The sequence below is a fragment of the Kitasatospora sp. NPDC058218 genome (genome assembly GCF_042882445.1).
Lineage (GTDB): Bacteria > Actinomycetota > Actinomycetes > Streptomycetales > Streptomycetaceae > Kitasatospora.
Genome location: NZ_JBHVWC010000025.1, coordinates 25694 through 45672, shown reverse-complemented (window position 1 = coordinate 45672; position 19979 = coordinate 25694). Strand labels below are relative to the sequence as shown.

General features: G+C 70.3%; 18 protein-coding genes. 8 read left to right on the top strand and 10 right to left on the bottom strand.

Translation table 11 applies throughout. The annotated features are described in order from the left end of the window. Window positions 1–42: 42 nt before the first annotated feature. The 3 genes from mctP to ACFVYI_RS17815 form a co-directional block, all read right to left on the bottom strand. Window positions 43–1656 (bottom strand): monocarboxylate uptake permease MctP, encoded by a 1614-nt coding sequence (gene mctP, locus ACFVYI_RS17825; protein ID WP_387886325.1) that lies wholly within the window; start codon window positions 1654–1656, stop codon window positions 43–45. Continuing rightward, window positions 1653–1922, bottom strand: a complete 270-nt coding sequence (locus ACFVYI_RS17820) for a DUF3311 domain-containing protein (protein WP_387886322.1) — start codon at window positions 1920–1922, stop codon at window positions 1653–1655. The genes mctP and ACFVYI_RS17820 overlap by 4 nt, the downstream gene beginning before the upstream one ends. A gap of 498 nt (window positions 1923–2420) precedes the next feature. Continuing rightward, window positions 2421–3212 (bottom strand): GntR family transcriptional regulator, encoded by a 792-nt coding sequence (locus tag ACFVYI_RS17815; RefSeq protein WP_329489546.1) that lies wholly within the window; start codon window positions 3210–3212, stop codon window positions 2421–2423. 336 nt (window positions 3213–3548) lie between these two features. On the opposite strand from ACFVYI_RS17815, the gene ACFVYI_RS17810 reads away from it, so the two are divergent. From ACFVYI_RS17810 to ACFVYI_RS17780, 7 genes are all read left to right on the top strand, one after another. Next, entirely contained in the window at window positions 3549–4832 is a 1284-nt protein-coding gene (locus ACFVYI_RS17810; protein WP_387886320.1) for an extracellular solute-binding protein, read from the top strand. 90 nt (window positions 4833–4922) lie between these two features. Beyond that, window positions 4923–5951 carry a carbohydrate ABC transporter permease gene (locus ACFVYI_RS17805; protein ID WP_387886318.1) on the top strand — a complete coding sequence of 343 codons (1029 nt, stop codon included), beginning with the start codon at window positions 4923–4925 and terminating at the stop codon, window positions 5949–5951. Then, a complete protein-coding gene (locus ACFVYI_RS17800; RefSeq protein WP_387886315.1) occupies window positions 5948–6775 on the top strand; it encodes a carbohydrate ABC transporter permease in 828 nt (275 codons plus the stop codon). Before ACFVYI_RS17805 ends, ACFVYI_RS17800 begins: the two co-directional genes overlap by 4 nt. A 6-nt stretch (window positions 6776–6781) precedes the next feature. Beyond that, window positions 6782–8335, top strand: coding sequence for a glycoside hydrolase family 3 protein (locus ACFVYI_RS17795; RefSeq protein ID WP_387886314.1), 1554 nt, complete (start codon window positions 6782–6784; stop codon window positions 8333–8335). A gap of 435 nt (window positions 8336–8770) precedes the next feature. Further along, a complete protein-coding gene (locus tag ACFVYI_RS17790; protein WP_387886430.1) occupies window positions 8771–10069 on the top strand; it encodes an extracellular solute-binding protein in 1299 nt (432 codons plus the stop codon). Between the two features lie 202 nt (window positions 10070–10271). Continuing rightward, a complete protein-coding gene (locus ACFVYI_RS17785; RefSeq protein WP_387886312.1) occupies window positions 10272–11330 on the top strand; it encodes an SIS domain-containing protein in 1059 nt (352 codons plus the stop codon). Window positions 11331–12053: 723 nt separating this feature from the next. Continuing rightward, window positions 12054–13574, top strand: coding sequence for a sensor histidine kinase (locus tag ACFVYI_RS17780; RefSeq protein ID WP_387886310.1), 1521 nt, complete (start codon window positions 12054–12056; stop codon window positions 13572–13574). A 465-nt stretch (window positions 13575–14039) separates the two neighbouring features. On the opposite strand, the gene ACFVYI_RS17775 is transcribed toward ACFVYI_RS17780, so the two are convergent. Beyond that, window positions 14040–14291 (bottom strand): WhiB family transcriptional regulator, encoded by a 252-nt coding sequence (locus ACFVYI_RS17775; RefSeq protein WP_014138019.1) that lies wholly within the window; start codon window positions 14289–14291, stop codon window positions 14040–14042. A gap of 368 nt (window positions 14292–14659) precedes the next feature. Further along, window positions 14660–15631 carry a diacylglycerol/lipid kinase family protein gene (locus ACFVYI_RS17770; protein ID WP_387886307.1) on the bottom strand — a complete coding sequence of 324 codons (972 nt, stop codon included), beginning with the start codon at window positions 15629–15631 and terminating at the stop codon, window positions 14660–14662. Window positions 15632–15681: 50 nt separating this feature from the next. Here ACFVYI_RS17770 and ACFVYI_RS17765 point away from each other — a divergent pair, with 50 nt between their 5' ends. Next, the gene (locus tag ACFVYI_RS17765; protein ID WP_387886305.1) at window positions 15682–16110 is read left to right on the top strand and encodes a hypothetical protein; all 429 of its coding nucleotides are present in this window, start codon (window positions 15682–15684) and stop codon (window positions 16108–16110) included. 46 nt (window positions 16111–16156) lie between these two features. On the opposite strand, the gene ACFVYI_RS17760 is transcribed toward ACFVYI_RS17765, so the two are convergent. The 5 genes from ACFVYI_RS17760 to ACFVYI_RS17740 all read right to left on the bottom strand — a co-directional run bounded on the left by ACFVYI_RS17760 (window position 16157) and on the right by ACFVYI_RS17740 (window position 19971). Continuing rightward, window positions 16157–17170 (bottom strand): RNA polymerase sigma factor SigF, encoded by a 1014-nt coding sequence (locus ACFVYI_RS17760; protein WP_360638436.1) that lies wholly within the window; start codon window positions 17168–17170, stop codon window positions 16157–16159. Between the two features lie 155 nt (window positions 17171–17325). Continuing rightward, complete coding sequence (locus ACFVYI_RS17755; RefSeq protein ID WP_093860582.1) at window positions 17326–17736, bottom strand: anti-sigma regulatory factor; 411 nt, start codon at window positions 17734–17736, stop codon at window positions 17326–17328. A gap of 304 nt (window positions 17737–18040) precedes the next feature. Next, on the bottom strand, window positions 18041–18517 hold the full coding sequence (locus ACFVYI_RS17750) for a GNAT family N-acetyltransferase (RefSeq protein ID WP_387886303.1): 477 nt from the start codon (window positions 18515–18517) through the stop codon (window positions 18041–18043). Between the two features lie 9 nt (window positions 18518–18526). Then, entirely contained in the window at window positions 18527–18910 is a 384-nt protein-coding gene (locus ACFVYI_RS17745; RefSeq protein WP_387886301.1) for a nuclear transport factor 2 family protein, read from the bottom strand. A 65-nt stretch (window positions 18911–18975) separates the two neighbouring features. Then, the gene (locus ACFVYI_RS17740) at window positions 18976–19971 is read right to left on the bottom strand and encodes an ABC transporter substrate-binding protein (RefSeq protein ID WP_387886298.1); all 996 of its coding nucleotides are present in this window, start codon (window positions 19969–19971) and stop codon (window positions 18976–18978) included. Window positions 19972–19979: the final 8 nt, after the last annotated feature.

Below are 19979 nucleotides of genomic sequence, written 5' to 3'. Positions count from 1 at the left end.
CACGGAGGAGGCGGCGCGGTCACAGGGCGCGCGCGGGGCGAATCAGTGCGCCGCCACGGGCTCCGGCGCGTTCTTCAGCTCTTCGTCGCCCGCTTCGGCGCTGTAGTCACCGGGCCGGGTCTCGTCCGGGCTCTCCGGCGCCTTGAACGCCTTCAGCGCCAGCGTGAGCACCACCGAGACCACCAGGTTGAGCACGAAGGCGGTCAGGCCGATGTAGCCGAGCTCGCCGATGCCGGGGATCTCGGCGGCGTTCCCGCCGAAGTGCTTGGTGGCCTTGCTGGGGATGTCGTAGGCCTCCCAGGTGCCGTAGATCATGCCGACCGCCCAGCCGGCGAACAGCGCCCAGTGGTGGAACCACCGGGTGAACAGGCCGCCGACGATCGAGACGAAGGTCTGCAGGATCCAGAGCCCGCCGAGCAGCTGCAGGTTGATCGCCGCCTGCTTGTCCATGACGAGCACGAAGGCCAGCGCGCCGACCTTGACCAGCAGCGAGGCGAGCTTGGCGACCCTGGTCTCGTCGGCCGGGGTGGCGGCCGGCTTCAGGAACTCCTTGTAGACGTTGCGGGTGAAGAGGTTGGCCGCCGCGATCGACATGATGGCGGCCGGCACCAGCGCGCCGATCCCGATCGCCGCGAAGGCCACGCCGGTGAACCAGTCCGGGAACATGTTCTCGAACAGCTGCGGCACCGAGAGCTGGGCGTTGAACGCGCTGTCGCCCTTGCCGATGCCGGCCGCGATCGCCATGAAGCCGAGCAGCGCCAGCAGGCCCAGCATCAGCGAGTACGCGGGCATGATCGCCATGTTGCGGCGGACGGTGTTGCGGGACTTCGAGGCCAGCACGCCGGTCACCGAGTGCGGGTACATGAAGAGCGCCATCGCCGAGCCGAGCGCCAGCGTGGCGTACGTCCACTGCTTGTTCTCCGGCACCGTGAGCGAGCCGGCCGACTTGGGGGCGCTGAACTTCTCGCCGACCGCGTCGAAGATGTGCCCGTAGCCGCCCAGCCGCATCGGGATGTAGATCACCGCGACGATGATCACGATGTAGACCAGGGTGTCCTTGACGAAGGCGATCAGCGCCGGCGCCCGCAGCCCGGAGGAGTAGGTGTAGGCGGCCAGCACGCCGAAGGCGAGGAAGAGCGGCAGGTCCTTGACGAACCAGTTGGCGTTCTCGCCGCCGCCCACGCCCAGCACGTCCAGCACCGCCTGGATGCCGACCAGCTGCAGCGCGATGTAGGGCATCGTGGCCAGGATGCCGGTCAGCGCGACCACCAGGGAGAGCGGCTTGGAGCCGTACCGCCCGCGCACGAAGTCGGCCGGGGTGACGTACCCGTGCACCCGGGAGACCGACCAGAGCCGGGGCAGGAAGAGGAAGACCAGCGGGTACGCGATGATCGTGTACGGGACGGCGAAGAAGCCGGCCGCGCCGGTCGCGTACACCGCCGCCGGGACGGCGACGAAGGTGTAGGCGGTGTAGAGGTCGCCGCCGAGCAGGAACCAGGTGACCCAGGTCCCGAAGCTGCGGCCGCCCAGACCCCACTCGTCCAGGTGCTGGGCGTTGTCCGCCCGGCGCCAGCGCGAGGCGAGGAAGCCCATCACGGTGACCAGGACGAAGAAGAGGACGAAGACGGTCAGGGCCGGGACGTTGACGCCGTTCATCGTGCGCCACCCGCCTTCCGGGCGGCCTTGCGGGCCTTCTCGTCGCGGTTGATCAGCAGGTACGCGGCCACCGTGAAGACGGCCGAGACCGGCACCCAGAGCAGCTGGTACCAGTAGAAGAACGGCACTCCGCCCGCCTCGGGGCCGGTCTTGTCGTACGAGGACACCCAGAGAATCGCGACGATCGGCACGAGCAGGGCGAGCCCGGCCAGCACCCGTTCCGGTGTCACCGCCGGAACGGCTGCCGGGCCCGGTGGCTCGGGCATGACAGGTCCGGTGGCAGCAGCATCTGACGACATGGTTCGGCTCCGCTCCAGAGGGCTCACCCCGACGGCGCCGCAGCCCGGAGGTACCGCACGGCCCCCAGAGCCCGCCGAGCAGCACCACTGGTGATCGGCAGTCAATACGGCTGCGAAATCTAGAGCATGGAGTGATCTGTGTCACCGGGAACGACAGAACTTCCCGCATTCCGGACGCGTCGCACGCCGGGCCGTGTTGTCGCGCGCTCGCCTCCGGGCCGCTCGACCCGGCGCCGACGGTCGGCGCTCCGTCGCTCTCACCCAGGCTCCGGCCGGGGGTGCCCCCGACGTCGCTCCGTCCCTTGCCCTCCTTGCCCGGCATCGGGCAGGAGGGGCCCACCCTTTCGGCACCGGCGCGGCCCTTCGGCTCGGGGCGGACCACCGCGCGCCGGGGTCATGCACGAAGGCACCGGCGTACGCGTGCGTACGCCGGTGCCTTCGGAGTGGCGGGGGAGCGGTCGAGGCCTACTCGGGGCGCTTGAGCCTGGTGATGAACTTGTACCGGTCGCCGCGGTAGATGGACCGCACCCACTCGACCGGGTCGCCGTCGGCGTCGAAGGAGTGCCGGGCGAGCTGGAGCATCGGCAGGCCGAGGTCGGAGCCGAGCAGTCCGGCCTCGCGCGGGGTGGCCAGGGTGGTCTCGATGGTCTCCTCGGCCTCGGCCACGGTGACGCCGTACACCTCGCGCAGGGCCGTGTACAGCGAGTTGTGCTTGGCGAGGTTGCGGCGCAGGGCCGGGAAGCGCTTGGCGGAGAGGTGGGCGACCTCGATGGCCATCGGGTCGCCGTTGGCCAGCCGCAGGCGCTCGATCCGCAGCACCCGCCCGCCGGGCTTGATGTCCAGCAGCGGGGCCAGCCGGTCGTCGGCGGTGATGTAGCCGATCTCGATCAGCCGGGAGGTGGGCTCCAGGCCCTGGGCGCGCATGTCCTCGGTGTAGGAGGTCAGCTGGAGGGCCTGGGCGACCTTGGGCTTGGCGACGAAGGTGCCCTTGCCCTGGATGCGCTCCAGCCGCCCCTCGACCACCAGCTCCTGGAGGGCCTGGCGGACGGTGGTGCGCGAGGTGTCGAACTGGGCGGCGAGCGCCCGCTCGGGCGGGACGGGGGTGCCGGCCGGCTGGGTCTCGGTGAGCTGCAGCAGGTGGCGCTTGAGTCCGTAGTACTTGGGCACCCGCGCGGTGGCATCCGCACCGGTCTGCGCCGGGAGGTTCTTCACCTGGGGGTCGTTGACCTGGGCCGTGCTGCCCCCGTCGCTGCTCATCGGACCTGTCTCCCGCTTCTCGCGGGGCCTTTGGGGGCCCCGCCGCATCGTTAACAACTCACATCGTTGCATGTATGGCTACGGAACGAATACCTCATCACGCGATGAACGATGTGCGGTGTCGGCTTGATAACGGGTGGTCCGGATCGGTCGAAGAGCCGTTGACAGGCCCATTGGTCTAGGCCAAGCTCCAGGCATCTGGTCTACACCACTAGATCGGTAACTATGAATCCCCCCACCCGTTCGATGGGGTCCGCGGCACCTTTCCTCCCGCTTTACGTGGGTCTGCCGCAGCCACCCGACGGGGGTAACTCAGGCATCCCTCAGGAGGATGGCGTGAAGCGTCAGCTCATCGCGGCGGTCGGCGTCGCAGCAATGGTCGTCGGCCTGGCGGCTTGTGGTTCGGACGCCAAGAGCGACGGCGACAAGGCCGGCTCGTCCTCGTCCGCCGCCAAGAACTACAGCGGCAAGACGCTCAAGGTGTGGCTGATGTCCGGCTCCGCCCCCAAGGGCTGGGACGACGCGGTCAAGACCGAGTTCGAGACCACCTACCCGGGCTCCAAGATCGAGTACCAGATCCAGGAGTGGACCGGTATCGGCCCGAAGGTCACCGCCGCGCTGTCCGAGGGCTCGGTCGACGTGCTCGAGGTCGGCAACACCCAGACCGCGGGCTACGCGGCCACCGGTGGTCTCCTCGACATCACCAAGGACAAGGCCGCCATCGGCGGTGCCGACTGGAACGCCAACCAGAGCGAGTCCGCGATCCTGGACGGCAAGCAGTACGCCGCCCCGTGGTTCGTGACCAACCGCGTGGTCGCCTACAACAAGGAGATCTGGGGCAAGGCGAACATCACCACGCCCCCGAAGACCCTGGACGAGTTCTACGCCGACCTGGACAAGGTCAAGGCCGTCCCCGGCGTCTCCGACGCGATCTACATGCCGGGCCAGGAGTGGTACGTCTACTTCGGTCTCCTCACCAGCGAGGGCGGCAAGCTCGCGAAGAAGGACGGCGACAAGTGGGTCGGCGGTCTGTCGACCCCCGAGGCGCAGAAGGCCTTCGAGACCTACAAGGCGCTGCAGAGCCACTCGACCACCGCCGCCAAGGACGGTGACGAGGCCAAGCCGCAGCAGAAGGACGTCTTCGCCAAGGGCGACATCGGCTCGATCATCGGCCTCGGCTGGGAGATCCCGACCGAGAAGGAGATGCCGAAGGAGAAGATCGGCTACTTCCCGCTCCCGGGCAAGACCGCCGACAAGGCCTCCGGCGTGTTCCTGGGCGGCTCCAACCTGGCGATCGCCCAGGCGAGCAAGAACAGCGACATGGCGAAGGACTTCCTGAAGATCGCCCTGAACGACAAGAACGAGGGCCTGGTCGCCGCCGCCGGCAGCATCCCGAACAAGAAGTCGCTGGACGACAAGGTGGTCGGCGACTTCGCCGCCGCCGCCAAGCTCGGTGCCGCCTCCGGCGGGATCACCCCGACCACGCCGAACTGGGCGAGCGTCGAGAACAACCCGAACCCGATCAAGGAGTTCCTGACCGGCGCCCTGACCGGTGACTACGCCGCCGCCGCCAAGAAGGCCGACGACGAGATCGCCAAGCGTCTGAACGCCAAGCAGTAAGCAGTCGAGCGGCGTCGCTCACCGGTCCCCGGCGGGGGACCGGTGGGCGGCGCCTGTCCGTCGTGGTCAGGTTGTCAGGAAGAGAGAACGATGGCTGTGCATTCGGAGCGGGTGCAGACACAGTCCCCGGACACAGGGAAGGCTGCTGTGGCCACTATTGAGACGAGCGTCGCCACCGGCGGCGCCAAGGGCACTCCGAAGAAGAGCACCAGAACGGCGGGCGGACCGGGCTTCGGCACGCGGTTCGCCCCGTACCTGCTGCTGCTGCCGGCCACCGTGGTCACCCTCGGCCTGCTGGGCTGGCCCCTGCTGAAGACCGTCCTGGTCTCGTTCCAGAACCTGAACGCGCGCCAGCTCGTCCAGCACCTGACCGAGTGGAACGGCTTCGAGAACTACACCGAGCAGCTGACCAACTCCGAGTTCTGGGCGGTCACCGGCCGGACGGTCGCGTTCACCCTGGTCAACGTGGTCCTGATCATGGTCGGCGGTTCGCTGGTCGGCCTGCTGCTCAACCGCCTCGGCAAGAAGATGCGGCTGGTGCTCTCGGTCGGCCTGCTCCTGGCCTGGGCCATGCCGGTGGTCGCCGCGACCACCGTCTACACCTGGCTGTTCGACACCCGCTTCGGTGTCGTCAACTGGTTCCTGGACCAGCTGGGCTGGCACTCGATGGCCGACTACAACTGGACCGGCAGCCAGTACTCCACCTTCTTCGTGATCATCCTGCTGATCGTCTGGGGCTCGATCCCCTTCGTGGCGTTCAACATGTACGCCGGTCTGACCACCATCCCGAAGGAGCTCTACGAAGCGGCCCGGATGGACGGCGCCGGCCCCGCCAAGATCTTCACCTCGGTGATCTTCCCCAGCCTGAAGCCGTTCTTCCTGGCCACGACCTTCCTTGAGGTCATCTGGGTCTTCAAGGCCTTCACCCAGGTCTACGCGATCAAGGCGGGCGGCCCCGACTCGCTCACCCGGACGCTGCCCGTGCACGCCTTCCTGGAGGGCTCCGGCGCCCAGCACTACGGGACCGGCGCCGCGATCGCGGTGCTCACCATCCTGATGCTCGGCGTGCTGATGGCGTACTACTTCCGGATCATTCTGAAGCAGGAGGACGAGCTGTGAGGCGCTCGCTCATCGGACGTACCTGGCCGAACGTGATCGCGCTCGTCCTCTTCGTCTTCTTCATCTTCCCCGTCTACTGGATGGTCATCACCGCCTTCAAGGAACAGAAGGACATCGTCAGTCGGACGCCGGTCTTCCTGCCCCTCGACGCGACCCTCGACCACTTCTCGACGGCGATCAACGCCCCCAAGTTCTGGACGTACGTCACCAACAGCTTCACCGTCACGATCGTCGCGGTGCTGATCTCGCTGGTGATCGCGACCCTGGCGTCCTTCGCCATCGCGCGGATGCGGTTCCGCGGCCGCAAGGCCTTCGTCCTGGTCGTGATGGCGGCGCAGATGGCGCCCTGGGAGGTCATGACCATCGCGGTCTACCTGATCTCCCGCGACAGCGAGATGCTGAACAGCCTCGTCCCGCTGACCGCCTTCTACATGATGATGGTCCTCCCCTTCACCATCTGGACGCTGCGCAGCTTCATCGCCGCCGTCCCGAAGGAGCTGGAGGAGTCCGCGATGGTCGACGGCTGCACCCGCACCCAGGCCTTCGTGAAGGTGATCTTCCCGCTGCTCGCCCCGGGCCTGATGTCGACCTCGCTGTTCGGCTTCATCACCGCGTGGAACGAGTTCCCCCTGGTCCTGATCCTGAACAAGACCGAGGGGCAGACCCTGCCGCTCTGGCTGTCCTCGTTCCAGACCAACTTCGGCACCGACTGGGGCGCCACCATGGCGGCCTCGACGCTGTTCGCCCTCCCGGTGCTGATCCTCTTCGTATTCCTCCAGCGCAAGGCCGTCGGTGGCTTGACCGACGGTGCAGTGAAGGGCTGACGCGACGTGAGCATCCTTGTCCCCACCCTCCCGGCCAGCGACCAGCTGCACCGCGACGCGCTGACCGTCCTCCAGCCCGGCTTCGTCGGCACCGAGCCCCCGGAGTGGGTCCGCCGCCACCTCGCGGCCGGCCTCGGCTCGGTCGCGCTCTTCGACCGCAACGTCACCGGTCTCGACCAGCTCTCCGCGCTCACCAAGGCGCTGCGCGAGGAGAACCCCGACCTCCTGATCGCCATCGACGAGGAGAGCGGCGACGTCACCCGCCTGGAGGCCGGCTCCGGCTCCTCCTGGCCGGGCAACTTCGCCCTCGGCGCGATCGACGACCCGGCGCTGACCCGTGACGTGGCCCGCGAGCTGGGCCGCGCGCTGGCCGCCGCCGGCGTCAACTACAACTGGGCGCCCACCGCGGACGTCAACTCCAACCCGCGCAACCCGGTGATCGGCGTCCGCTCCTTCGGCGCCGACCCGGAGCTGTGCGCCCGGCACACCGCCGCCTGGGTCGAGGGCCTGCAGTCGGCCGGCGTGGCCGCCTGCTCGAAGCACTTCCCCGGACACGGCGACACCGCGGTCGACTCCCACCACGGCCTGCCGGTGATCGACGTCGACCTGGACGTGCTGCGCGCCCGCGACCTGATCCCGTTCCAGGCCGCGATCGCCGCCGGGACCAAGGCCGTGATGACGGCCCACATCATGATCCCGGCGCTCGACCCCGAGCTGCCGGCCACGCTCAGCCCCCGGGTCCTGCGCGACCTGCTGCGCGCGGCCCCGGCCGACGGCGGCCTCGGCTACCAGGGCCTGATCGTCAGCGACGCGATCGAGATGGGCGCCATCGCCGACACCTTCGGCATGGGCGAGGGCACCGTGCTGGCCCTGGCGGCCGGTGCGGACGCGATCTGCGTCGGCGGCGGTCTGGCCGACGAGGAGACCGTGCTGCTGCTGCGCGACGCCATCGTGGCGGGCGTGCGGGCCGGCAAGCTCCCCGAGGAGCGACTGGCCGACGCCGCCGACCGGGTGCGCGCGCTGGGCAGCTGGGGTCGGATCGCGGCCCAGGGCGAGCGGCTGGAGCCCGACCTGGCGGTCGGCCTGCGGGCCGCCCGCCGTGCGCTGCGCGTGGTCCGGGCACCGGGCCGGGAGGCCCTGCCGGTGACCGAGCGCCCGTACGTGGCCTCGTTCTCCGACGAGCCGAACATCGCCGTCGGCGCGGTGACCCCGTGGGGCGTGGCCGACATGCTGGCCGACCGCTTCCCCGGCACCCGCACCCGGGAGGTCGGTCCGAAGGACGCCGCCCCGGAGCAGCTGGACGCACTGGTCGCCGAGGTGGTGGCCGGCGCCGAGGGCCGCCGCCTGGTGCTGGTGGTCCGCGACGCCCACCGCTACGGGTGGATGTCCGCCGCGCTGTCCCGTCTGGTGGCGGCCCGTCCGGACGCCGCGGTGGTCGAGATGGGCCTGCCGCAGTCCGAGCCGGTCGGCGCGCTCCACATCGCCACCCACGGTGCTGCCCGGGTCTGCGGCCTGGCGGCCGTCGAGGTGCTCACCGGCCAGTCGGGAGCGATCGGCTGAGGTTCCGTCGGACCGTGACCCCGGGTGCCGGGAAGGCACCCGCGAACGGGCCCGTCATGCGCATGGCGCATGGCGGGCCCGTTCCGTTTCCCCCGCGTTGACCTGCGGAGTTGCCACCTGTCGGTGTTCCCTCAAATCGGCCTTAAGCCAGCCTTAAGTTCTACTTAGGGTGATGGCGCCGCAACTGATCGCCACGCGGTACAACAGGTCTGCAACGTCCTTGGCAGCCTGCCCATTTGGCGTTGACACCGCCAGTGGTCTAGGCCAGGCTCCAGTCCATCCGGTTCGAACTTCAACCTCACCGGATGTGGTATAGGCCCTTCCTGAAGCACTTCGCCGTCCCCGCCCGGAGCTCTCCCGGCGGACGCGCCATCACGCTGCCGGCGGGCACAGGCTCTAGCACCCTCGGAGGATGGCGTGAAGAAGCGTCAGCTCATGGCGACGTTCGGGATCATGGCGCTCGCCGCCGGATTGACGGCCTGTTCCTCGGGCGGCTCGCCGTCGGGGGACGGCAGGGCCGCCACGGTGGACCCGAAGTCCGCCACGGGCACGGTCACCGTCTGGCTGATGGACGACGCCCAGAAGAACTGGCCGGACCTCGTGCAGCGGGTGAACGACGAGTTCGCGGCGAAGTACCCGAACGTCACCCTGAGGCTCGCCTACCAGGGCTGGGCCGACAAGGTCGGCAAGCTGGACAAGGCGCTCGCCGAGGGCAACGCGCCCGACGTGGTGGAACTCGGCAACACCGAGACGATGAAGTACGTGCTCTCCGGCGCCCTGGCCCCGGTGGAGCGCTCCACCTTCGACAACTCCGACGCCTGGATCAAGGCGCTCGCCAACACCTGCACCTACCAGGACAAGCTCTGGTGCGTGCCGTACTACGCGGGCGCCCGGGTCGCCATCTACAACTCGGCGGCCTTCCAGGCGGCCACCGGCACCGCGGACTTCCCCAAGACCGAGGACGAGCTGCGGGCGGCGCTGGACAAGGTCGCGGACAAGAACAAGGCCGACAAGAGCTACTCCGCGCTCTACCTGCCCGGCCCGTACTGGTACGCGGCGATGAGCTACGTCTCCGCGTACGGCGGCGCCATCGCCCGCTTCGACAGCGCCGGCAACTGGCACGGCACGCTGAGCGACCCGAAGTCCCAGCAGGGGCTGAACCACTTCGTCGAGCTGGTGCGCAAGTACAACAAGGGCGACCTGGCGGTCAACGAGCAGAACCAGTTCGAGTCGATGGCCCGCGGCCACGCCGGGGCCTTCTACGGCAACGGCTACGAGGCCTCCAGCGTGACCGCGCCGGTCACCGGCGACCCGACCCTCAAGGACGCCGTCAAGCTGGCCACCATGCCCGGCCCGGGCGGCAAGCCGCTGCCGACCTTCATCGGCGGCTCGGACCTCGCGGTCACCGCCAAGTCGCCGTCGGCCGCACTGGCCACCGACTGGGTCCGGATGTTCACCAGCACCAAGTCCCAGCAGGCGCTGGCGGACAAGGACATCCTGCCGAACAACCTCACCCAGCTGAACCCGCTGAAGAGCAAGCCGGCCACCGCCGCCGCGGCCAACGCGGTGCCGGACGCCTGGTTCACCCCGCTGGCGCCGGGCTGGGGCGCGATCGAGAAGCAGAAGATCCTGCCGGACATGCTCACCGCGATCCTCAAGGGCAACAAGCCGGTGGACCAGGCCGCCAAGGAGGCGGACGCCGCGATCGACCAGCTGATCAACAAGCAGGGCTGAGCCGAGCGACGGGGCCGGTGACCTGACGAGAGCCCCTTCCGGGCCACCGGGAGGGGCTCTCGGACGTGCCGCGCGGGGGAGCCCCCCGTAGGATTGCCGCAGGAATCACCGGAGCGAGTGTGCGGACTCGCCGCCGTAGAGGTCCCCGCCCGGGCATCCCCGCCCGGACGGGGTCGAACCATCTCATCGGAGGCACATCCAGATGTCCGACCCGCAGACTGTCCCCGTCCCCGGCCGGATCATGGCGGCGGAGATGGCCGAGCAGCCGGCCGTCCTCCAGCGCATCCTCGACGAGGGCGCCCCGAAGATCTTCGAGATCGCGGCCCAGATCGCCGCCCGCAACCCGCGCTTCGTGCTCCTCACCGCGCGCGGCACGTCGGACAACGCGGCGCTCTACGCCAAGTACCTGATCGAGATCCTGCTCGGCAAGCCGGCCGGCCTGACCTCGATGTCCACCACCACCGCGTACGGCGCCAAGCCGGACCTCTCGGACGTGCTGGTCGTCACCGTCAGCCAGTCCGGCGGCTCTCCCGACCTGGTGGCCTCCACCAAGGCGGCCCGCGAGGCCGGCGCCATCACCCTGGCGGTCACCAACAACGCCTCCTCGCCGCTGGCCGAGGTCTCCGAGTTCCACATCGACGTGCTGGCCGGCCCGGAGAAGGCGCTGCCCGCCACCAAGACCTACACCGCCGAGCTGCTGGCGCTCTACCTGCTGGTCGAGGGCCTGCGCGGCGGCGACGGCGCGGCCGCCAAGGAGCTGCCGGCGCTGGCCGCCGGCATCCTGGCCCGCCAGGCCGAGGTGAAGGCCCTGGCCGAGCGCTACCGCTTCGCCCAGCGCCTGGTCATCACCTCGCGCGGCTACGGCTACCCCACCGCCCGCGAGGCTGCGCTGAAGCTCATGGAGACCACCTACATCCCGGCCTCCCCGTTCTCCGGCGCGGACCTGCTGCACGGGCCGCTGGCCATGGTCGACAACGTCTCCCCGGTCATCGCGATCGTCCCGGAGGGCAAGGGCGGCGAAGCCCTGCAGCCGGTCCTGGACCGCCTGCGCGGCCGCGGTGCGGACCTGGTGGTCATCGGCCAGCAGGAGCAGGTGGACGCCGCCTCGGCGGGCTTCGCACTGCCGGCCGGTGTGCCCGAGGAGGTCCAGACGATCCTGGAGATCCTGCCGCTGCAGCAGCTGGCCTACGAGGTCACCATCGCCCGCGGCCAGGACCCGGACGCCCCGCGCGCCCTGGCCAAGGTCACCGAGACGCGCTGAGTCGTCGCCCGCTCGCCGCCGGGCTGTATTTTCGCCCGCTCGCCTCCGGGCCGCTCGACCCGGTGCCGACGGTCGTCGCTCCGTCGCTCCTTCGTCGCTCCGTCGCTTGCCCTCCTTGCCCGGCATCGGGCAGGAGGGGCCCACCCTTTCGGCACCGGCGCGGCCCTTCGGCTCGGGGCGGGTTCGGCTCGGGGCGGGGCTCAAGACGGGCGGGGTGGGGGTGCCCGCTTGGTGGGTGCCTCGGGGCGGGGTGGGGCTCACGTCCCGCGGGGTGCCTGCTCGGGGTGGGGCTTCGGCTTCGTGGGGGGCTCGCGGCCGGGTGGTGCAATGCCGAACCCCCGTCCACAGCTTGTGGACGGGGGTTCGGCAGTTGAGCGGCCGGAAACGGCTGGGGGCACCCCGCCGGAGGGCGGAAAGCACTACGGGCCACGGCGCCGACACGGGACCCTCAACCCATGCGGCACCGCAGCCCGGAGCTGTCGTCGGGCGCCGGGGTGATCGAGAACTGTGCGGGGTCCTCGTTCGGCGGCGTCCGACCGAGGAGCGGCCTCGCGCGGTCAGGGCAGTTGCGCGGGGGGCCTCTCCTTGGTGCCCTTTCATTGTGGACTAGACCAATCTGGGTTGTCCAGGGCTCCCCGAAAATTGGTCTGGACAACTTGGGGTCACCCCCGCGCGGGCGGGTGCGGCAGGGCCGCGCCCCGGGCCTGGAGCTACGCTCGCCATGTGCCCTCGCTGAACGAACTCGTCCGCCGCCACACCACCCTGACCGGTGCCGATGTGGAGTGGCTCCACATGCTGGTCTCGGAGTGGCAGCTGCTCTCCGACCTCTCCTTCGCCGACCTGGTCCTGTGGATCCCCACCTGGGACGGCATCCGGTACGTCTCGGTGGCCCAGATGCGGCCCAACACCGGGCCCACCTCCTACCAGGACGACATGGTCGGCCACCTCGTCCCGCGTGGCCGCCGGCCGCTGCTGGACGCGGCCTTCGACGAGGGCCGGATCGTGCGCGAGGGCGACCCGGAGTGGCGTGAGGAGGTGCCCGTCCGGGTCGAGTCGATCCCGGTGCGGCGCGAGGGCAAGGTGCTCGGCGTGATCGCCCGCAACACCAACCTGCTGACCGTCCGCACCCCGAGCCGGCTCGAACTCACCTATCTGCAGAGCGCCTCCGACCTTGCCCAGATGATCGCCGCCGGGACGTTCCCGTACCACGGCGTCGAGCAGACCGACATGGACGCGGCCCCCCGGGTCGGCGACGGCCTGATCCGGCTCGACGCCGACGGCATCGTCACCTACGCCAGCCCCAACGCGCTCTCGGCCTACCACCGCCTCGGCCTCACCACCGACCTGGTCGGCAGCCACCTCGGCCGGGCCACCGCCGAGCTGGTCCCGCCTTCGCGGTCGGCGGTGCACGAGGCGCTGGTGAAGCTGGCGAGCGGCTGGGCACCGCGCCAGACCGAGGTCGAGGTGCAGGGCGGGGTGGTGACCCTGCGGGCGATCCCGCTCAAGCCCAAGGGCACGCTGACCGGCTCCCTGGTGCTCTGCCGGGACGTCACCGAGCTGCGGCGGCGCGACCGCGAGCTGATGACCAAGGACGCCACCATCCGGGAGATCCACCACCGGGTGAAGAACAACCTCCAGACGGTGGCGGCGCTGCTGCGGCTGCAGTCGCGCCGGATGGACTCGGACGCCGGCCGGGCCGCGCTGGACGAGGCGGTCCGCCGGGTCGGTTCGATCGCGATCGTGCACGAGACGCTCTCCCAGGCACTGGACGAGCAGGTCGCCTTCGACGAGATCGCCGACCGGGTGCTGGCCATGGTGATGGAGCTGTCCCAGGACGGCCGGGTGGCGACCCGCCGCAGCGGCAGCTTCGGCATCCTCTCCGCCGAGGTGGCCACGCCGCTGGCGATGGTGCTGACCGAGCTGCTGCAGAACGCGCTGGAACACGCCTTCGGTCCGTCCGCCTCCGGCAACCTGGAGGTCAGCGCGCTGCGCGGTCGGGCGCCGGCCACCGGTATGGGCTGGTCGGACAGCTGGAACGGCGGCGCACGGCCGGAGGAGTACCTGCTGATCACCGTGCAGGACGACGGCCGGGGCATGCCGGAGGGCTTCGACCCGCAGCAGGCGGGCAACCTCGGGCTGCAGATCGTCCGGACCCTGGCCACCGGGGAGCTGGGCGGCACCTTCGACATGGTCGCCGGGCCGAACGGCGGCACCAAGGTGATCCTGGAGATCCCGGTGCCCTGAACCGCTGCGGCGGCCGGCGGGGTGCAGCGGTCGAGGTGCGGCGGAGTGTGACGGGGGCGTGCGATCGGCGGGGGCGCCGGGTGCGCACCCCTGCACCACCGCGCGCGGCCGCGTGAAACGTGCGCGGCGGCTGCGTGGGAACGGGCGCGGAAACAGAAACGAGGCCCTGTCGACCGGGGGGGGGTGGGTCGACAGGGCCTCTCAACCCGTTCCGGCCGTCGGGGGGAGTCGGCCGGAACGGGGGCTCTGGGTGGTGCGACACCTCACCGGTGCGTTGCACACGGTGAGCGCCTCAGCTCCACAATATTGCTCTAAGTGAACAGTATCAAGTGCCTGGGCGGCCCGGTGTCGCGGGACCGTGTCGAGCAAGGTCCTTTGTACGGAAGGCTTCGCCAGGAAGTGCAGGGAAGCCCTTGATCATGTGTTGATCGGTCCTACGGTCACTACTGGTGTTACGGCGTGTGATCAGGCGGTGCGGGCGCGGTTGCGGGCAGCGCGGCGCTTCATTGCGCGACGCTCGTCCTCGCTCATACCGCCCCAGACGCCGGCGTCCTGGCCGGTCTCGAGCGCCCACTGCAGGCACTGCTCCATGACCGGACAGCGGCGGCACACGGCCTTGGCTTCCTCGATCTGCAGCAGAGCAGGACCGGTGTTCCCGATCGGGAAGAAAAGCTCCGGGTCCTCTTCGCGGCAGACAGCGCGGTGGCGCCAGTCCATGGTCGTCCAACTCCTCCTGCCGCGGGGGTTGCCCGGTCGGCACAATCGATGGCTTGTGAATGTGAACGCTTTCACGAATCCCGCAACAACAAAAGAGACCAAAGGCCCATCGGGCCCGGGTGGTCTGTGCTGGGGAGGGATTCGGCGATTCGAGGGACACCCCGCGGTCGGCACCCGCCAGGGTCTGTGGTTGCCGTCGCTGCGATGTGTCCCGATCGCCATGTAGAGGTTCGCAAACCTCGGGCCCGGATACAACCCCCTTCAGGAAGGAATTTTTGATTCTTCGGTGTCGCCTAGCTCACAGCCAGTACTTCTATGGAGTGAAGGGGGCTTGTGCGTTCGAGAAGAAGGGCGAACCCCCCTTCCGGTCACACAATCACACGCAGTGCCCGCCGTACGCCTGTGAAACTGACGCGACTCCTGTCTCCAAGGTGGTCCCCGTCGACCTGGAATGGGGCCGGTTCCTGCGAAACCAAGGTGAAGTGCCGGGCGTCGTGGTAGGAGACGACGTGCTTTCCGGACGGGCCGGCAGGCGTGTCGCCATCGCTCGAAGGCGTGTGCGACCGCAGGATCTGACGGACCGTTCGAGCAGTGCCGAACGCGGTCATCCGGGTGATGCCGAAGACGTCGAGGTCCGTGTCGAAGGAGGCGAGCGGGGAGGGATAGACCGGGCGGTTGCCCAGGAACGTCCACGGCGAGGTGTTGCTGACTATGGCCAGCACCAGGCCCGGCACCGGTTCCCGGCCCGGCAGTTGCAGGCTGACCGGGCCAGATCGGCGCTGCTCACGCTGGGTGACGTAGTGCCGGAGCGCCTGGCCGACGTAGAGCGCGTGGGTGGACTTGCGCCCCGCCTTGCGCTGCTCCTCCACCCGGCCCACCACACCCGCGTCGAAGCCGAGGCCGGCGGTGAAGGTGAACCAGCGGTCCGGCAGCCCCTCGGTCATCGCCTTGCCCAGGCCGATCGGCCGCTCCCGGCGGTGCTCCAGCGCGTTCAGCAGGGCCCCGGTGGCCTCCACCGGGTCGTTGGGCAGTCCCAGCGCGCGGGCGAACACATTGGTCGATCCGCCGGGCACCACGGCCAGCCGGGGGACCTTCTCGCCCGGGCCGTGCGCCAGCAGTCCGTTGACCACCTCGTTGACGGTGCCGTCGCCGCCCAGGGCCACCACGAGGTCGACGGTGCCGTCCTCGACCGCCTCGCGGGCCAGGTCGCGCGCGTGGCCCCGGTACTCGGTCTGGGCCACCTCCAGCTTGAGGTCGCTGCGCAGGGCGTGGATCAGGACATCCCTGGTGCGGCCACTGGTGGTGGTCGCTTTCGGGTTGACGACCAGGAGAGCGCGCATGTGCTCAGCCTACGGGTCGGTACGGACCGACCGGCCGCTACCCTGCTGGAGTGACCGCAGAATCCTCCGCACCCGTACCCGTGCCCGGCGCCGACCGGCCGGCGGCCCTGACCGCGGGCGCCGCCATCACCGCCCTGGAGGGCGCCGCGCTCGTCGTCGTCGGCGTCTGGGACATGGTGTCCGCCGTGTCCGGCGACTCCAAGCAGCTCGCGCTGAACGAGTTCGGCGGCCTGGTGATCGTGCTGCTCGGCGTGCTGCCGCTGCTGGCCGCCCGGGCGCTGCTCAAGGGGCGCCGCTGGGGCCGCAGCCCGGCGGTGCTGACCAACTCGATCTGCCTGCCGGTGGCCTACTACATGTGGCAGAGCGGCGGCGCCATGGTCGCCGTCGGGGCGGCGATCGGCCTGTTCGGCCTGGTCGGCATCGTGGCCCTGCTCACCCCGAAATCGACGGCGGCCCTCTACGCTCCGCACGAGGGCTGAGCGCAGAGGGCCGGATCCGGCGGCCGCCGCTGAGCGGCCGTCAGTCCTACTCCTCCACCAGGAGCTTCTCCCGGAGCTGGGCCAAGGTACGGGCCAGCAGCCGGGAGACGTGCATCTGTGAGATGCCCACCTCGGCGGCGATCTGCGACTGGGTCATGTTGCGGAAGAACCGCAGCACCAGGATCTTCTGCTCCCGGGGCGGCAGTTGGGCCAGCAGCGGCTTGAGGGACTCGCGGTACTCGACGCCCTCCAGCGCCTCGTCGGTGGCGCCCAGGGTGTCCGCCACGGCCGGCGACTCGTCGTCGCTGTCCGGGACGTCCAGCGAGAGCGTGGAGTACGCGTTGGCGGACTCCAGACCCTCCAGCACGTCCTCCTCGGAGATCCCCAGGTGCTCGGCCAGCTCGTGCACGGTGGGGGAGCGGCCGTGCCGCTGGGACAGCTCGCTGGTCGCCGTGGTCAGCGACAGCCGCAGCTCCTGGAGCCGGCGCGGTACCCGGACCGCCCAGCCCTTGTCCCGGAAGTGCCGCTTGATCTCGCCGACGATGGTCGGCGTCGCGTAGGTGGAGAACTCGACCCCGCGTTCGTGGTCGAAGCGGTCCACCGACTTGATCAGCCCGATGGTGGCGACCTGGGTGAGGTCGTCCAGCGGCTCGCCCCGGTTGCGGAACCGCCGGGCCAGGTGCTCCACCAGGGGGATGTGCATCCGCACCAGCTGGTTGCGCAGCTCGACGCGCTCCGAGGAGCCCTCGGGCAGCGCGGACAGCCGGACGAACAGGGCCCGGGCCGCCTCCCGGTCCGGCGCACCCGAACGGTGCGGGGCCTGTGAGGGCACCGCACCGCGCAGCGCCCCGGCCGCGTCGTCGCGGGGCGCCGGGGACTCCGGGGCCTCGGACGGGGGCGAGGGCGTGGGCGACGGATCAGACGTCGGCTCGGTCGGCTGGCTCATCCGGTGGGCGTCCTTCGGGTGCGCTTCGTCGTTGGCGGCGAGGCCGGGAACGCTCGCCTGGGTCGGTACGGCAGGGCCCGCCGTCGCGAGGCCGGTACGGTCCAGATCACTCACGGCCATTCCCCCGTTCCGTTCCGGGAGCACCGGGACCTGGGGCGGTCCCGGATTCGTCTCGTTGGTCGTACCGCTTGGTGGGCGGTACCGGGAGCCGTCCGCCGGCCCGGGTGGTGCCGGGCGGACGGCTCTTGTTCGGTGCTGCTGCGGCGGCTCTAATGGGCGGCGGACCCGCCGCGCTTCTTGTGCAGGCTGATGGAGACGGTGTTGTCCTCGGCGACCGAGGACTCCACCTCGCCGGCCAGCGCGGAGAGCACCGTCCAGGCGAAGGTGTCCCGCTCCGGGGCCCGGCCGTCCGTGGTCGGGGCGGAGACGATGACCTTCAGCGAGTCACCCACCAGCCGGAACTCGCAGGAGAGGACCGAGCCGGGCACCGCCTGCTGGAGCAGGATGGCGCAGGCCTCGTCCACCGCGATCCGGAGGTCCTCGATCTCGTCCAGCGTGAAGTCCAGCCGGGCCGCCAGGCCCGCCGTCGCTGTTCGCAGCACCGAGAGGTAGGCACCCGCCGCGGGCAGCCGGACCTCCACGAAGTCCTGTACTCCGGGCTCGCCGTCGATCTGGGACACCCTCACCTCCTGGGTGACGCGCTGTGCTTCCGGGCCGGTGGCCGCGGCACTGTCTGTTGCTTGGCTCAACTGCTTCGCCCCAACTGTCCAGAGGGGTGGTGCGGTACGTACCGGTCATACCCCGGCAGGGGTGGTCGGACGCCGCGCATCCGCCCGAGACGTTACCGCTATCGGCGGGCGGATGTCGCGATCCGGTCCCGCCTTCACGGGAACGAGCGACACCGGGTGCGAGGGTCACTCATGGTAGGCCCTCGCGACGCAGGGTGGCAGCCCCCGGACGGAACCGCTTCGGCGGTCCGGTCCGTCAGCGGGTGCCGGCGACGAGGAGCGCCCGGTCGGTGAGCCGGTGGACGGTCCAGTCGTCCATCTGCACCGCGCCGAGCGACTTGTAGAAGTTGATCGAGGGCTCGTTCCAGTCGAGCACCGACCACTCCACCCGCGAGTAGCCGCGCTCGACGGCGATCCGGGCCAGCTCCAGCAGCAGCGCCTTGCCGTGGCCGCCGCCGCGCGCCTCGGGGCGGACGTAGAGGTCCTCCAGGTAGATGCCGTGCGTCCCGCGCCAGGTCGAGAAGTTGAGGAACCAGACCGCGAAGCCGACCGTCTCGCCGGTGGTGTCGTCCTCGGCGATCAGCCCGAACACCGCCGGGGCGGCGCCGAACAGGGCCTCGCGAAGCTGCTCCTCGGTGGCGACCGCCTCGTGCGGCGCCTTCTCGTACTCCGCGAGCTCGCGGATCATGGTGTGGATGACCGGGACATCGGTGACTACGGCGGTGCGGATCATGCCACGAGCCTACTTGGCCTGCTCGTCCTCGTCCCAGGCCTGGATCGAGGTCTGGTCGACGATCCGGCCGTCCCGCAGGTCGGCGACCGAGGTCACCAGCACCTGGACCCCGTCGGGATAGCGGCAGGACTCCATGAACGCGAGGCGGTCGCCGTCGAGGACGACCCGTTCCAGCGTGTGACTCAGCTCCCGGCCGTAGACGTCGCTCAGCATGGCGCCGATCTCGTCCAGGCCGTGCATCACCAGGGGGTGGCTGGGCTGGGTCTTGCGGTCGACCATGCGCAGTTCGGCGTCGTCCGCGTACAGCGCCAGCAGCGCGTCGGCGTCGCTGCGCTCGATGCCCTCGCGCAGCGCCCGGGTGTCGAAGGCGGACGGCGCGGCCATGATGGTCATGTTCTCGCTCCTCCGGTCGGTTCCGTCGGCTCGTACCTCCGAGCGTACGCCCGCCGGGCCGCGGCTCAGCCGGTCGTCACGCTGCGCAGGTACGCCGCGAGCGCGGTGATCGCGGCCGGGTTGCGCGGGCTCTCCACCAGGTCCACGTAGTCCAGGACGAAGATCCGGCCGTCGCGGACCGCGGAGACGCCCGCCAGCGGCGGGAAGGACGTGAGGAACTTCCGCTTGGCCTCGGCGTCGGGGGAGCCGTAGTTGTTGATGACGATCACCTCGGGGTCGCGCTGGACCACGCTCTCCCAGCCGACGGTGGTCCAGGAGTCGGCGAGGTCGCCCATCACGTTCTCCCCGCCGGCCTTGGCGATGATCTCCTGGGGCGCGGCGAACTTCCCCGCGGTGTACGGCTTGTCCTCGCCGCTGTCGTACAGGAAGACGCGCGGGCGGCGCTCGGGCTGCGGCACGGCGGCGACCTGCGCCCGGAACTCGGCGATCAGCTTGTCGGCCCGGTCGCGGACGTCGAAGATCTCGCCCAGGCTGGCCAGATCGGTGTAGAGCGCGTCCAGCGGGGACATCACGCCGCGCTCGGGGCCCTTGCCGCTGCGGCAGGACTCGCTGAGCACGTAGGAGTCGATGCCGAGGCCGGCCAGGGCCTGCGGGGTGAAGCCGCCGGCCTCGTCGAACCCGTAGTGCCAGCCGGCGAAGACCAGGTCGGCCTTGGCCTCCAGGGCGATCTCCTTGGTGATCTGCTGCTTGGAGAGCCACGTGGTCTGCCGGTAGCCGTCCTTCCAGGCCACCTTGTCGACCTGGCCCTTGTCGTCGGGCATCACGTAGCCGGCCATCCGGTCGGCGAGCCCGAGCGCGAGCATCAGTTCGGTGATGCCGACGTCGTTGGTCACCGTCCGGGCCGGCTTCCGCTCGAAGGTGACCTCGGTGCCGCAGTTGTCGACGGTCACCGGGTAGTGGGCGGAGCCGGCGGCGGCGTCCCCGGCGGGCGCGATCTCGGCGCCGCAGGCGGTCAGTGCGAGGGTGAGCAGGGCGGCGGTGGCAACGGCCTTGGTGCGCATGGGGTTTC

Excerpts from the sequence above, each read along its gene's own strand:
- mctP (WP_387886325.1), bottom strand. The coding sequence starts at position 1,656 with ATGAACGGCGTCAACGTCCCGGCCCTGACCGTCTTCGTCCTCTTCTTC.
- ACFVYI_RS17820 (WP_387886322.1), bottom strand. The coding sequence starts at position 1,922 with ATGCCCGAGCCACCGGGCCCGGCAGCCGTTCCGGCGGTGACACCGGAA.
- ACFVYI_RS17815 (WP_329489546.1), bottom strand. The coding sequence starts at position 3,212 with ATGAGCAGCGACGGGGGCAGCACGGCCCAGGTCAACGACCCCCAGGTG.
- ACFVYI_RS17805 (WP_387886318.1), top strand. The coding sequence starts at position 4,923 with ATGGCTGTGCATTCGGAGCGGGTGCAGACACAGTCCCCGGACACAGGG.
- ACFVYI_RS17790 (WP_387886430.1), top strand. The coding sequence starts at position 8,771 with ATGGCGACGTTCGGGATCATGGCGCTCGCCGCCGGATTGACGGCCTGT.
- ACFVYI_RS17785 (WP_387886312.1), top strand. The coding sequence starts at position 10,272 with ATGTCCGACCCGCAGACTGTCCCCGTCCCCGGCCGGATCATGGCGGCG.
- ACFVYI_RS17775 (WP_014138019.1), bottom strand. The coding sequence starts at position 14,291 with ATGGACTGGCGCCACCGCGCTGTCTGCCGCGAAGAGGACCCGGAGCTT.
- ACFVYI_RS17770 (WP_387886307.1), bottom strand. The coding sequence starts at position 15,631 with ATGCGCGCTCTCCTGGTCGTCAACCCGAAAGCGACCACCACCAGTGGC.
- ACFVYI_RS17750 (WP_387886303.1), bottom strand. The coding sequence starts at position 18,517 with ATGATCCGCACCGCCGTAGTCACCGATGTCCCGGTCATCCACACCATG.
- ACFVYI_RS17745 (WP_387886301.1), bottom strand. The coding sequence starts at position 18,910 with ATGACCATCATGGCCGCGCCGTCCGCCTTCGACACCCGGGCGCTGCGC.
- ACFVYI_RS17740 (WP_387886298.1), bottom strand. The coding sequence starts at position 19,971 with ATGCGCACCAAGGCCGTTGCCACCGCCGCCCTGCTCACCCTCGCACTG.